The following is a 14759-nucleotide window of genomic DNA, read 5'->3' as shown; positions in this document are numbered from 1 at the left end:
TACTTGTCATTTAATATTTCAACTTTTATAATCTTAATTTTGAGGTAACTACAAATGAAAATTATAAGTAAAATTAAAACCAACTGGACCCTGACTACAAAATTTCTAGTAACATTAATATTTATAGTCATAATTGAGTTATTCATAAATTTAATTGTTTGGAATAAGGTAATTGTATATACTAATGAAAATTTAACTAGCTTATCCCCTGAAAGGATTACCTTAAACTTTTATGAATACATAGACTTTAAAAATGGAGTGCCATTTATAAAAGAAGATGGTAAAAACAAAATTTTAAAAAATAATGCGTGGGTTCAAATAATAGATGAAAATTTTAAAGAAGTGTATTCTTTTAATAAACCAAAAGCAGTCCCTACTAAATACTCCCCAATAGAATATACCCATATTTATAAATATGACATAGCAAACTCCTCCGTATTTGTAAGTGAAAAGAAATACAATAACAGAAGTTTTGCCTACATGATAGGTTTTCCACTTAATCGTGTGGCAAAACATACTCTTACATTTAATCCTTCTGCCTTAAAAAGTTTCTTTTGGAATGGTGTTATTTTGTTACTGTGCATAAATATACTGGCAGCAATAATTATAGCTTATTTTCTATTTGGGAAGAGAATGGCTAAACCACTTCAGAACATAATAAGCGGCATAAATAATCTTGCGAAAGGCAATTATGAAATAAATTATCCAGAAAAAGGTGTTTATAAAAGTGTCTTTTCTAACTTAAATAATTTAAGCAAAACACTTAAAGAAAACAAAATAAAAAGAGAAGATCTTGAAAAAATGAGAAACACTTGGATTTCTTCTATATCCCACGATGTTAAGACGCCCCTATCTTCTATAAAAGGATATGCTGAAATAATGAAGGAACCGGATTATACTTTTTCTGAAGACGAAATTCACGAGTATTCAGAAATAATCTACAATAAATCCTCCTATATTCAATCATTGGTGGAAGATTTAAATTTAACCTATAAGTTAAAAAATAAAGCTGTTCCTCTAAAAAAAGAAGAGGTAAATGTAACCTCTCTTTTGCAAAATATAATTGTAGGAATTCTAAATCATCCAATGTACTCAAATAGGAATGTGAATTTTTATCCCGAAAATCAAAAAATAAAAGCCCTCATCGATAAAAAATTTTTTAAAAGAGCCCTTAGTAATTTAATTTTTAACGCTATAACTCACAATAAGGAGGATGTCCAAGTTGATATTTCAATTTATGAAAAAGATAAAATTCATATTGTAATAAAAGATAATGGAAAAGGCATACCTAAAAAGGATTTAAACTACATCTTCGAGAGATATTATAGAGGGACAAATACCAGTGCTTCAACAGAAGGTTCAGGCCTTGGTATGGCAATATCCAAACAAATAATAGATGCCCATGGAGGATGTATACATATAGAAAGCACTTTAGGGGAAGGTACAATCATAACCATAATTTTTTAGTTTAATATCAAAAAAGCTGAACTTTTAAGTCCAGCTTTTTTGACAAATTTAAAATTTAAATTGAGATATAATTTCTTGCAACTTATCAGCACTTTGTTTATTGTTTTCAGTGGTCGTCTTTACCGTACCCAACTTTTCATCTATATTAGTTATTTTACCAGCAATTTCAGTAACACCTTTTGCCCCATCAGTCACAGTATTTGCCACTTCACCCATAGCATTGTTTATTTCACTAATTGATGAACTCAATTTTTCTGATAAACTACTAAAATCGTTCATAAAATTGTTTACTGTTTTAGCATCTTGACTATACTCTTCACCTGTCTCAACTAACTTATCATAGTCTTTTAAAACAATTTGATTTATAAATTCAAGAAGCTTTACTGAATTACTTGATAAATTCTTTACTGTTTCTGTAACCTCATTAACTACATTTTGAATGTTTCCAGCTGTTTTTGCAGATTCCTCTGACAATTGTCTGACTTCATCAGCTACAACAGAAAATCCCTTTCCTGCTTCACCAGCTCTAGCTGCTTCTATTGAAGCATTGAGAGCAAGCAAGCCTGTTTGATCAGTAATAGAAATTATGTCCGTAGACAACAGCTTTATTTTTTCAATAGCCTTAGAATTTTCAATAGCTCTTTCAAGATTATCTTTTACAGAAGAATATATTTCATTGGCCTTTTCATTTGACTCAACTGCAGCTCTTTTTAATTTTTCTGCTCTATTTTCAATGCTGTTAGCTTTATTTAAACCCTCTACAGATTTTTGGGTCATGGAATTTACAGCATTTCCAATTTCATCAGATGAAGCTGAGACTTCCTCTACCGAAGCTGCATTTTCTTCCATACCAGCTGAAAGATTTTGACTTTCTGCTGATGCACCTTCTAAATTAACCTTTAAATCACCAGTTAATTTTTCCACTAACACAGCATTTGAATTTATTGTATCCGAAGACATTTTCATGTCTTTAACCATTGTTTTTAATGCTTTTCTCATATTTTCTATAGAATTAGCCATTGTCCCTATTTCATCATTATATTTACACAGTTCGTCAAGATCTTTTACTTGATTTAAATCTAAATTTGCTGTTTTATTTATAAGATTAACTATTTTAGTAATAGGATTGGTAATCCTCGTTGAAAACATATATCCTGCTGCTATAGCTAAAATTGACGCTATTATTGCTATAAGTATTATAATATTTCTCATATATTTAACATCTTTTAACACTTCTACTTTATCAGAAGTTACTACTATAATCCAATTTGTTTCAGGTATAACCTTATATCCTGCTATTTTATCTACATTTTCAAAATTGTATGTAAGAATATCCTCTTTTACATTTTCACCCTTATTTAATTTATCAGCTACAGCTTTTATTTGAGGCGTTTCAACTGGTTTACCTATTTTGCTCTTAGTTGGATGGTAAATAGTATTGCCTTTATAATCTAATAAAAATCCATAACTAGATGAAAAATTACTTACTTTAGAACCAGCTAGATACTTTGAAAAACTGCTTCCATATACTGCTGTACCCACATATCCTAAAATCTCACCATTTCCTACTACAGGATTCGTAACCACTATTATTGGATTTTTAGTTACTTTCGACATCATAACTTCACTTACTGAAGCTTTACCTTCCAAACTAGGTTTATTATAGGATCTGTCATTTAAGTTTTTGCCAAGATAGTTCTTATCACTGTCTGCAATTATATTTCCATTTGTGTCAACCAAAAATATGTGTTCAATATTTTTATTCTCTTTAACATAGTTTTGTAAAGTTAAATTCATATCTTGTTTTTGCTTATTTAAATCATCAATATTACTAGAATCCTTATTTGTCTTAAGTAAATTTACAACCACATTTTTTTCTGAAAATATTCTAATCCCCAACTTTTCTTTTTCAATTATTGCACTTATAGTTTGAGCTGAATGATTACATATTTCTTCTATTTCTCTTTCCGTTTTAGTTTCTATTAAGCTGCTAGACTTATTATCAATAAATATAGTAGTTAAAGTCATTAAAATAGTAACAATTATTGCTACTAAAAGTGGAATTTTTCTTTTTATTGACATATAAGCATCTCCTCCATATGCTGAATAAAACACATTCTTTTATTTAACTTTATTTTCGTATACTCTGTCAAAATATTTAATAAAATATTAATTTATAGAATATTTTGTTATATTTAAGTACATCTGCATTCCATCACTTTCTGCCTTTTCAACTAAATAGGATTCATTGATGCTTTTACAATCAATAATAGTTTTAAAATATATAGATTATTGCCAATTAAATTCCACCTCATAATAATACTTTTTTATAAATGACGTTTTGTTCTTATGTTTAGCATATTTTAATGCCTCATCATATACTTTATCTTTAGACTTTTTATCAAATTCAAATGACCTTATTGTGCTAATGTACATACCAGTTTTAGTTTGCCTTTTTACTACCTCCCATTTCATTTATATACCTCCAATTTAAATTTTTTTACATACGAAGAATTCCATCAACTAAAAAAATTCCCCATATAACTATAATTGTATAGAAAAAATTTTTTGAAAATACTCCATATGGAGTATTTTTCAAGACGCAATCTTCTCCATATGAGAATCATACCATTTACCCAATAGTATTTTTAGTGAAGCAACAGTAGGTACAGCTACAAGCATTCCTATAAGTCCTCCCACATTTCCACCTACAAGTATCGCAATCATAGTAAATACAGGATGCAATCCTACACTATCTCCTACAATTTTAGGTGCCAATAAGTTATTATCCACCTGCTGAACTGCAAGCATTCCAATAATTGCCCACAATGCTGTGATAGGTTGTCCACTTAGCAGCGCCATCACTACTGCCAAAACAGTTCCAACAACAGGTCCTATATATGGTATCATATTACAAATACCTGCAATAATTCCTATAACCAAAGCATAGTCTATTCCAATAAAATACAGTACAATAGCTGATAAAACTCCCACTATAGATGCCTCTAGCAATTGTCCTCTTATATATTTATAAAATGTAATATCCATAACATGTAATATTTCTTTTAATTTGATCCCTGTTTTACTTTTCCCAAATACAAGGTTAAAGATTTTATTCCATAACCCTACGAAATACTCGGAATCTTGTATTAAATAAATACTTAATACTACAGCTATAAAAAATAAAGCTATATTGCTTACTATAGCTACAATAGAATTTGTCATTGCTCCTATACTTGCTGAAAAGTAAGATTGCACATAACTTACTATTTGAGCAATCTTATCATTTAAACTTGTAGGTATTGAAATATTTAAGCTTTTTAATTTTTCACTAACAGAACTAACTGACAATGTTGGGTTATTTAAATATTCATTTAAATATGATGCCATATTTGCTATACTTGCATTGTGAGAGAGTTTTCCACCAATCATAACATATATTCCACTTACAACAACTGCAAAAATAGCTACTACTAATGTATACACTCCTATAATTCCCACTACTCTTCTGTGTGATGCTTTCTTTAGTATCTTTTTCTTTTCTAAGAACTTTTCAATGCTTTCCACTCCTGGCTTCAATAAGTACACAATTACTAGTGCCATAAAAAAAGGTTTTGCAAGGTTAATGGTTTTTTTTAATAGATCCCACAACAGAGCAAATATATTACCTACATTATTTAAAAATACTATACCAATATAAATTAGAATCACTGTTGCTCCTGCATATATACAATATTTTAGTAATTTTTTATCTATTTTCATTTGATCACTCCCATTTATTCCAAATTGAAGGCTCATATCCAACTGTAGCTTGTTTCCCATTTCTAACAATTGGAGTTTTATAAAGCTTTGGATTCTTTAAAAGTATCTCTTCTTTTATATCACTGCTCCTTATCAGTCCAATATTTAATTTATCATATTCTTTTGCCTTATTATTTATCAAATTATCAATGCCTACTGCTGCCTTTAAACTCTGTAATTCCCTTTTACTTATTTCTTTAATATTTAAATCTATAAACTGATATTTAATTCTTCTTTCCTTAAAGTAACGTTCAGCTTTCTTTGTATCAAAACACTTTTTCACTCCAAATATTTGAATATTCATTTCCAACTCTCCTCAAAATTATTGCTTCACATAAATTTTACAATGGATTAATATTTATTATACAGTAACTTTTTATTTTTTCATAATACTTTATTGTATTACTTCAGCACCATCAAAACCTATAGTAAGTGTTAATAGTGCTAACTTGTAATCACATATTTGCTTTCCTGCAGTCTAACCTTTATTAGCGTATTAATCTCTCAACATAAGCAAAATATTATCCAATGTAATAGCTAAAGGCAGCATTTGAGGTTTCAAATTATCTAAATCATCCCAGGAAATTACTTTGTCCTTCATTCTTACATTTTTGAAATGCTCAATGTCCGTTAAACTTATCTCCTTTTATCTTATTTTAGATCTAAATATAATATAATTGAAGATAAAAAAATTTCTCCATACAACTACAATTGTATAGAGAAAAAAATTTTTAATATACTCCATATGGCGTATTTTTTGTACAGTTTTAAAAAACAATATTTACAATTATGGGACTAAACGTAATCTATCTAAGTTTTCTAATTTCCTTCAAATCTTTTAAAATAGCCTTAAAATCATTACTTTTCCTAATAGGGTCAAATACCGGATCTTCTAACACCTTCATCATATTTTCATACAAATCCAAAGTAAAGGCACGTTCTCCTTCTGAAAGTTCGTTGAAACACCAGCTAGATGAAAAATCTTTAGGTGCATTTATATCATTATTTTTAATGTATTGTATCCACTTGTGCAGCATTTCTACAGCCTTTTTATTTTCACCAAACTGAAGGTAAATTTGTGCAAAATTCATATATTCTACATGCATACCAATAACTTTATCACATTCTGGAGAAAATAACTTTTTAACACTTACAGCCAAATTGCAATATTTATCTATAACATCTGAGTTTTTATCTTTAATATAAGATTTAGCCAATGCTAAACAGGTAAAACTAATTCCAAATATATTTTTCCACAGCTGACTTTGAAGTATCTTTCTCGCTTCTTTCATCCTATTTTTGCTTAAGTATATGTTTGCAAGCATAAAATCAACATTAAATTGATTTTTATGAATTTTATTTAAAGCTTCTATTCCCTTGTCATTTTCTCCAATGGAAGAATAAATACCACCAAGCTGAAATAGTGATTGTTCAACTAATTTTGTATAATCACAATTTTGCACTACATTTTCAAGCAATTCAACAGAATTTTTAAGCATTATATTTTCTATTTTTTCTTCTCCCTTTTTCCATGAATACATATTAAACAGACATCCAATCATATATTTCAAATAGTAACTTGATTCATATTTTGATATGTATTCCATGGATTTATCAATTCCTTCGTCAACCCTATCACTACTAAACAGTACTTCACATTTTTTAAATATCTCCATAACTTCTTTTTCAGAAATCTCAACTTTATAATTCAAAAGTTCATCCATAGAAACGTTAAAAAATGATGCAAGTACAGGAAGAAGAGTTATATCTGGATAGGAATTGCCACTTTCCCACTTTGACACTGCTGCTGTGGATACTCCAATAAATCCTCCTAATTGATCCTGTGTAATTCCCTTTTCTTTTCTAAATTTAAATATTACTTCACCTATCTGCAATTTATCCATGTCATATTCACTCCATAATTTGATTATAAGTACTTACAACACTTAGTATACCTTATGGAAGCTCTTATACCAATGGATGTATAGTTGAATTTGTATAAAGAACTTAACCGCTAGTTAAAAACCTCCATCTAATCTTCTATTTCAACATATATTCTTTTATTGATTTTTCCCTTGCTCTTAAACTTTACTATCTTAATTTTTCCTACTTCAGAAGTATTTCTTACATGTGTTCCTCCATCTGCTTGAAGATCAAGTCCTTCAATTTCAACTGTTCTTATCTCATTAATTCCTTTGGGAAGAAGATTTATTTTTGTTCTTATTAAATCTGGAATTTTAAATGCTTCTTCTCTTTTAAGAATATTTACCTTGATGTTTCTCTTAGCTTCTACTTCCTTATTGATTTTCTCTTGAATTTCATTTATCAATTCCTTATCAAAGTTTTCAAATTCAAAGTCCATTCTTGCACTTAGGCAATCCATATCTCCACCAGTAACCTGTGCTTTATAGTCTCTCCACACAACACCACACAAAATATGCATTGCAGTATGAGTTCTCATCAATTTATACCTATGTTCCCAATCTATTTTTCCAATACAACCTTCATTAACTTCAGGTAACTCTCCATCAATATAATGATATATATTATTGCCTATCTTTTTAACTTTCTTCACAGTATACAAACTTTGGCCGTTCTCAAGTGTTCCAGTATCACAAGGTTGGCCACCTCCTCCTATGTAAAAAGCTGTTTTATCCAAAATTACAGCGTTTTGCTCCTCATCTACACTAACAATGCTGCATTTGAACTCCTTTAAATAACTATCTTTTTGAAATAATAATTCAGTCATTTTTAAATCCTCCTCATAAATATTTATTAATTTTTAGATTAAAATATCATTCTTAACACTGCTATAGATATTACTCCTACTATTACAGTTAAAAGCAGATTGTTCTTTTTAACAGCTGCTACTGCAGTTATAATTGATGCAAGTACAGTAGATATATCTACACAAAATTTATTATTTAAAATAAACAGTGATGACACTACAAGAGCTGTCAAAATAGAAATAGGAATATATTTTAAAAATTCAGCTGTCCTATCATTTATATTAATTCTTGAAATCAACATTATAGGAAGTGTCCTAGGAAGTATTGTTACTATACAGCCCCCTATAATTATATACCAGATATACATATTCATTTTCTTATTACACCCCCTATGATTACTCCAAGTATGGCTGCAATCATAATTCCCGTGTGTGCAGATAAAAATTTAATAGAACCAAGTAAAATTACAGCAGAGGAAATTATAATTACACAGGATTTTCTTAAATTAGAATTTTCCTTTACACTAAAAATCAATAAACCTATGAACATAGCTGGAAGTGCAAAATCAAGTCCAAATTTTTTATAATCATATATCAAGCTGCTAAAGCATGCCCCGATAAAAGTTGCAAAGATCCAGTTTATATAGGCTGTAAAGTTTATTCCCATCATCCACTTATAATCTATTTTATCTTCACTATTTGCCTTTGATGAAGCAAGTGCAAAAGTTTCATCCGTTAAAAGCGCCCCTACTGTAAAATTTTTAAAAAGTGAGTTTTTACTAAAATAAGGTGCTATAGATGCACTCATCAAAAGATGTCTTAAATTTACTAAAAACACAGTCAAGACTACACCTGGAACTGATACCGATGACAGTATCATTCCTGCAGCAGCAAATTGAGATGAACCTGCATATATGAAAGTACTCATAGCCACTGTTTCTAAAATAGTCATGCCGCAGGATTTACTCACTACCCCACAGGCAAATCCTATACTTAAATATCCAAACAAAGTTGGAATGCAATCTATTGCCCCATTTATAAAAGAATTCTTGTTTGAGTAAGTTGTATTTTGTTCAGCCATTTTTGCCCCCTAATATTTAATAGTTCTATTTTGTATGTTATAATATAACTATCGTACGTTATAATTTAATTTAGTATATTATATTTATACAACTGTACGTTATATTTGTCAAGAGGTGAAATAAAATGAATTTAAATAATATAATTGCTTCAAATCTCAAGAAACTTAGAAGTGATAAAAAGCTCAGCTTAAGCAATCTTTCTGAACTCTCAGGTGTTAGCAAGGTTATGATAGGTCAAATAGAAAGAGGTCAATCAAACCCAACTATAAACACAATATGGAAACTGGCAAATGGGCTTAAAGTTCCCTATACAGCACTTATAGATGAACCTAAAAGTAAAACTACTTTAGTAAAAAAAGAGGATACTATAAATCAATGCAGTGAAGATGGAAAATACAGAGTTTACTGCCACTTTTCTACTCAAAATGAAAGAAATTTTGAATTGTTTAGGGTTGAATTAGATACAGCAAGTTCATATACTTCAAATTCTCACGGTGAGGATGAGTATGAGTACATTCTGGTTTTTGATGGAAAGCTTACTCTTGAAACAGACAATAAAACCTATGTTTTAAGTCCAGGAGATTCGATTTCATTTGATGCCTCTAAAACCCATACATATATAAATAATTCAAAGGAAATGATTAGAATGGCCATTTTAAACTATTACCCAATGAATCTTAAATACTATTTGCCATAATTTAAAGCAGGTAACCTTAACAAAGTACCTGCTTTAGATTTTAAAATACTATATTTATAGGGTATCCACACTTAGGGCATTTATTGCTATCCATACGAACCTCAGTAAAATACCCACTTCTCTCTACTAAAAGCTCTCTGCATTTAGGGCAATATGTAGAACTGTCAACACCTTGAACATTTCCAAGGTAGACGTAATTTAAATATTTTTTTGCAATTTTTCTTGATTGTACCATTACATCTATATCTGTAGCTGGTCTATCCATCTTATAAGTTGGAAAATATCTTGACAGATGAAGTGGAATGTCTCTATTTAAATTTCCAAGATAGGAAGCAATACTTTCCACTTCCAAAGCAGAATCATTTAAGTTATTTACAAGCAGTGTGGTTACCTCTACATGAGTCTTCTTGACTGATTCACTTATAATTTTAAGTACGGATTCAACATCTCCTCCACATACCTTTTCATAGTATTTTGGATTAAATGACTTTAAATCTATATTCATGGCATCTACATAAGGTAAAAGCTTTTGAAGTGGTTCTACTTCAATATATCCATTTGTAACAAGTACTATACTAAATTTCGGATGACTTTCTTTCAGCTTTTTCGAGGTTTCATATACATATTCATACCATATACTAGGCTCATTATAAGTAAAAGCTATTCCAACATTATCTTTTATGTTCAAACATGCTTCTATTAATTCTTCAGGAGGCACATACTGACTTTTAGGCCTATACTGAGCTATGGTATAATTTTGGCAAAAGCTGCAGGAAAAATTACATCCAAAACTTCCTACAGACAGAATGTTCCTGCCTGGTTTAAAATGATAGAGGGGCTTTTTTTCTATCGGATCAACTGCCATGGATGTTATTTCACCATAATTTATAGATTGAAGTACACCATTTTCATTAGTTCTAACAGAACATCTTCCCTGCTTTTTATCACCTATAATGCAGTTATGGGGACATAACATACATTTTACACTATCATTCTGTTTTTCATAGAACAGTCCTTCATGTAACAAAAATTATCTTCCTCCAATACTCAAAAACTTTACTTATGCCTTATAACCTCAAACTTCTCAATAGTATAGTCTTCATTAGGAGATATGTTTCCCTTTTCAAGTGCAATTTGAAGCTGCTTATCTACAGTATCCACTCCTTCCAAATCTGGAAGTAAAAGACCGCATCTAGAACCTTTTTGAACTATTACACCATATCTTTCAGGGTCAAGTTCCCCTTTTGAAGCTTCTTCTGGCTTTGTAAGCACATCTACGGAAAAATCTATATCTTCAAGCTCATCTTTTCTAACTGGCATAAATCTAGGATCATTTATTCCTGATGAAACAGCATTTTTGATAATTTCTTCAGCCGTATTCTTTGTTGTTGGGAAAATAGTTCCAATACATCCCCTCAGCTGACCTTCCTTCTTCATGGACACAAAAACTCCCCTTTTGTTATTTTTCATTTCATCAGTTATATAATCGGGGTTTTCTAAATATTTATGATAAACCAAATATGAAGTTAAACTTTCACGAGCAAGCCTTACATAAGGATCTTCAGTTTTTCTTTTTACTTCAATTATTTTCTGTCTTTCTTCTGTTAATTTACTATAAGTGTCCCTACCATCATCTTTAAGTGAAAAACTCATTACACCATATCCAACACCAAAAGGCCCTTCATAAGATAGGATTTTACCTTTAATATCACATCCATCCATGGCCCCCAACATTATATAGTAAGATTTGAGTCCACATTCTCCTGCTTCATTTACAGTTTCTTTATCCATATTAAATATTTTCAAAACATCACCTTTTTCAAGAAGTGAAGTTATTTCTCTATCAAATTTTTCTCCATATGGACTATATTCATAAGGTCCATCTTTAGTAAGCCTGTGAGATAAATCTCCACTTGCAATAAATACTGCCTTGGTATTGACCTCATTTACAGCTTTTTTAATACACATTCCAAATTTATAGAGTTCCATTTTAGAAAGCATTCCATAAGTTATGTGAACCAACTTGTAATTTGGATATTTTTTATTTACAAAATATAACGGCACCAAGGCACCGTGATCTAATTCATATTCCATACCATATTCCTGGGCAGACCTTGTTGTTATCTTTCCTATTAAAATATTTTGTTCTTTTGAATACTCTATTATTTTTTCTGTTAAAGGCAGATTTATATTTGAACTTTGACTTACCTCAGGAGCTCCAAATTTTTCTAAATCACCATGTATATTATTCTCATAAGACACTGCAACTGCATCACTAAACATTGGGCCGTGAGGAGTAATTATTATTATTGTATCCGGTTTTATAGATGCTATTTCTTCCCCAACTTTATAACATGCATTTAATGTATTTTTTATTTTCGTCTCCTGACCACGTCCTACTTCAGGAACTGCAATAGGCGGATGCGGCATTGTATAAAATCCATATATTTTTCCCATAATACCACCTTACTTTAATAATTTAATATTTTACGTTTATTATCTGCTATTTTTATATAAAATATGATTTAGCAATTCTTTTTTATTTTAGGTTATCTTTACCATTTAGTTAATTATAACATTTTTTATTAATTATTTGTAATAATTTTATAATATACTCTTATGGAAATAAGACCTTAAGATACATATCATAAAAAAACATCTTGGAGTAAAACTATAAAAGGAGGTGTTTTCTATGATAAAAAAACTAGGAGATAAAACTGATAATAAAAAAGTAGGAAAATCAAAAAATGATGAAGAGCCTACAAATATAAATAACAATGACTTTGGTTCAAAAACACAGTGGAAGGTTTACAGCAGTGAAAAAGGTTACCAAGTTTGCGGAAAAGACACTCACAGCAGATATTAGCTTGTACACTAAAAAATAACAAAAGTGGTTTCTCCAAATAAAATTGGAGAAACCGCTTTCATGGCTTTTCAAATCTATAAGATATAATATGAAATCAATTATAACTTAAACCTTTTAACTTGATTTCTCATTTCTTTTGTACTAGAAGTAAGATTATTAGCTGCGTTTGAAACTTCTACAGAAGAACTATTCATTTCCTCAGAAGAAGCAGATATTTCCTCTGTAGCACCTGAGGTTTCCTCTGCAACAGCAGCCGCAGATTCTACTTTAGTAAGGATTTCATTTTTTCTTTCATTTATACCTGATGTAGCATTTGTTATTTCTTCAATTTTAGGAATAATTTCATTTACAGCTTTAATAATGCTATTATATGCATTTAATGTATTATCAATAACTGAAGTTTGTTTATTTAAATCATTACCAACTTCAGCAGCCGTATTTACCATTACCTTATTTTGACTATAAATATCAGCAATTAGTTTTGATATATTATTAGAGGAATCGCTTGACTGTTCCGCAAGCTGTCTAATTTCATCTGCAACTACGGAAAAACCTTTTCCTGCTTCTCCTGCTCTAGCAGCTTCGATAGCAGCATTAAGTGCCAATAAATTTGTTTGTTCTGATATTGAATTAATTAAACCAGTTATTTCATTTATTTTGCTTATATTTTTACCAGATTCTGTAATCTTCGTTTCAAAATTTTTAAATGTATTTGTTGTATCACTTATGGACTGTGAAAGCTTGTGAATCTGTCCGCTGCTTTCTCCAGCTAGTGTCATAATTCCTTTAGATTTTTTATCAATATCCTTAATTTTATAGATACTTTTTTCTAGACTCTGACTAAAAGTATTTAAAATTTCAGTTATGGATACTAAATCTTGAGCCTGGGAGGTTGTCCCTTTAGTAACTTCCTGAATTGCAAGTGATACAGACTCTGAGGATGAACTCATCTCCTCAGAAATAGATGATAATTTTTGTGAATCTTCGTCTATTTTATTTGAATTATCTGTTACTAACAGTAACATATTCTTTATGGAATTCTGCATAGTATTTAGTGACTGTACCATTGTACCTATTTCATCTTCCATTTTCAAATCACCTTCCAGCACTGTGTTTGTAAAATCACCAGATGCCATTGTGGTAATATAGTTAGTTGCAATTTTTATCCTTTTAGCAAAGTTATTTGAAATAAAATATACGATAACAAAAGCTAAAATTAGAAATAAAACGGCAAGAATTATTATAACCTTTGTTAAAATATTAAGTTGTGAATTTACTTCATTTTTATTAATAACAACAGCAAGAGACCATGTTGTATTTGGAACCGGTGCAAATGCTACAAACTTATGTTCTCCATTATAAGAATATGTATCATAACCTTCTTCACGATTAATCATTTTCTTCTGTATATCCGCAAGTCCCTTTAGTCCGGGATTTTTTTTCGAAGCTTCAATAGCGTTATTCATTTTAATTACTGAATCTTTATTAGTATTTGCTATTGTAACTCCAGTATTTGATATCATATATGACTTTCCTGTTTTACCAAACTTTATATTATCTGATATAGCACTGATACTATTTCCATCTCTTGCAGCAGCCATCACACCAATTATCTTATCATTTTCCTTTATTGGTACAGCATATACCACAACTAAATTTTTATCTACCTTATTTATAATTGGATCAGAAACATTAGGCTTACCTGACAACGCTTTTTTATAAAAATCTCTGTCAGAAATATTTGCAGATTTTCCATCAGTGTATTTAGCATTTCCTTTTAAGTCGATAATTGCCATGCTAATGTAATTATTTCTTTTAACATCATCCTTTAGATACACAAGCTTATCATCTACAGATTTCGTACTATCTGTTATAGAATTGCTTAATGCAATCCGTCCAAGTATACCTAATTGTTCTGAAACTTTAGCTGAAACAATATCTGCTCCTTCTTCTGCAATCTTTGGCATAGTATTAACATTATTATTTGTAATTGCATTAGATGACATTTTGAGCGAAATAGCACTTAATCCAATTATGACTATTAGAATTAACATCTCAATAGGTATTAATAATTTCATTTTTATACTTTTCATAATAAAATCCCCCCTGCTTATTAGT

Annotated in this window: 14 protein-coding genes; 3 read left to right on the top strand and 11 right to left on the bottom strand. The window is 29.9% G+C overall.

Going from position 1 to position 14759, the window contains the following annotated elements:
• Positions 1 to 54: 54 nt before the first annotated feature.
• Positions 55 to 1467 (top strand): HAMP domain-containing sensor histidine kinase, encoded by a 1413-nt coding sequence (locus DMR38_RS06930; RefSeq protein ID WP_127720601.1) that lies wholly within the window; start codon positions 55 to 57, stop codon positions 1465 to 1467.
• Between the two features lie 48 nt (positions 1468 to 1515).
• On the opposite strand, the gene DMR38_RS06925 is transcribed toward DMR38_RS06930, so the two are convergent.
• The 8 genes from DMR38_RS06925 to DMR38_RS06885 form a co-directional block, all read right to left on the bottom strand.
• Positions 1516 to 3549 (bottom strand): methyl-accepting chemotaxis protein, encoded by a 2034-nt coding sequence (locus tag DMR38_RS06925; RefSeq protein WP_127720600.1) that lies wholly within the window; start codon positions 3547 to 3549, stop codon positions 1516 to 1518.
• Positions 3550 to 3756: 207 nt separating this feature from the next.
• Positions 3757 to 3942, bottom strand: a complete 186-nt coding sequence (locus DMR38_RS06920; RefSeq protein ID WP_127720599.1) for a hypothetical protein — start codon at positions 3940 to 3942, stop codon at positions 3757 to 3759.
• A 120-nt stretch (positions 3943 to 4062) separates the two neighbouring features.
• The gene (locus DMR38_RS06915; protein WP_127720598.1) at positions 4063 to 5229 is read right to left on the bottom strand and encodes an AI-2E family transporter; all 1167 of its coding nucleotides are present in this window, start codon (positions 5227 to 5229) and stop codon (positions 4063 to 4065) included.
• Positions 5230 to 5233: 4 nt separating this feature from the next.
• Entirely contained in the window at positions 5234 to 5572 is a 339-nt protein-coding gene (locus tag DMR38_RS06910; protein ID WP_127720597.1) for an arsenate reductase family protein, read from the bottom strand.
• A gap of 502 nt (positions 5573 to 6074) precedes the next feature.
• A complete protein-coding gene (locus DMR38_RS06900) occupies positions 6075 to 7172 on the bottom strand; it encodes a helix-turn-helix transcriptional regulator (protein WP_127720596.1) in 1098 nt (365 codons plus the stop codon).
• A gap of 128 nt (positions 7173 to 7300) precedes the next feature.
• Positions 7301 to 8017 (bottom strand): alanyl-tRNA editing protein, encoded by a 717-nt coding sequence (locus DMR38_RS06895; RefSeq protein WP_127720595.1) that lies wholly within the window; start codon positions 8015 to 8017, stop codon positions 7301 to 7303.
• Positions 8018 to 8055: 38 nt separating this feature from the next.
• On the bottom strand, positions 8056 to 8370 hold the full coding sequence (locus tag DMR38_RS06890; RefSeq protein ID WP_127720594.1) for an AzlD domain-containing protein: 315 nt from the start codon (positions 8368 to 8370) through the stop codon (positions 8056 to 8058).
• On the bottom strand, positions 8367 to 9077 hold the full coding sequence (locus tag DMR38_RS06885; RefSeq protein WP_127720593.1) for an AzlC family ABC transporter permease: 711 nt from the start codon (positions 9075 to 9077) through the stop codon (positions 8367 to 8369). Before DMR38_RS06885 ends, DMR38_RS06890 begins: the two co-directional genes overlap by 4 nt.
• A gap of 125 nt (positions 9078 to 9202) precedes the next feature.
• Here DMR38_RS06885 and DMR38_RS06880 point away from each other — a divergent pair, with 125 nt between their 5' ends.
• The gene (locus DMR38_RS06880; protein ID WP_127720592.1) at positions 9203 to 9775 is read left to right on the top strand and encodes an XRE family transcriptional regulator; all 573 of its coding nucleotides are present in this window, start codon (positions 9203 to 9205) and stop codon (positions 9773 to 9775) included.
• A 40-nt stretch (positions 9776 to 9815) separates the two neighbouring features.
• Here the strand turns inward: DMR38_RS06880 and amrS are convergent, their stop codons facing one another.
• Complete coding sequence (gene amrS, locus DMR38_RS06875) at positions 9816 to 10802, bottom strand: AmmeMemoRadiSam system radical SAM enzyme (RefSeq protein WP_127720591.1); 987 nt, start codon at positions 10800 to 10802, stop codon at positions 9816 to 9818.
• Positions 10803 to 10831: 29 nt separating this feature from the next.
• Positions 10832 to 12232 (bottom strand): AmmeMemoRadiSam system protein A, encoded by a 1401-nt coding sequence (amrA, locus tag DMR38_RS06870; RefSeq protein WP_127720590.1) that lies wholly within the window; start codon positions 12230 to 12232, stop codon positions 10832 to 10834.
• A gap of 235 nt (positions 12233 to 12467) precedes the next feature.
• Between amrA and DMR38_RS21730 the strand changes: the two genes are divergently transcribed.
• The gene (locus DMR38_RS21730) at positions 12468 to 12641 is read left to right on the top strand and encodes a hypothetical protein (RefSeq protein WP_175412936.1); all 174 of its coding nucleotides are present in this window, start codon (positions 12468 to 12470) and stop codon (positions 12639 to 12641) included.
• 98 nt (positions 12642 to 12739) lie between these two features.
• Here DMR38_RS21730 and DMR38_RS06865 read toward each other — a convergent pair whose 3' ends face one another.
• On the bottom strand, positions 12740 to 14734 hold the full coding sequence (locus tag DMR38_RS06865; RefSeq protein WP_127720589.1) for a methyl-accepting chemotaxis protein: 1995 nt from the start codon (positions 14732 to 14734) through the stop codon (positions 12740 to 12742).
• Positions 14735 to 14759 lie beyond the last annotated feature (25 nt).

Source organism: Clostridium sp. AWRP (assembly GCF_004006395.2).
Taxonomy (GTDB): Bacteria; Bacillota; Clostridia; order Clostridiales; family Clostridiaceae; genus Clostridium_B.
This window is presented reverse-complemented; position numbering and strand designations above follow the sequence as displayed.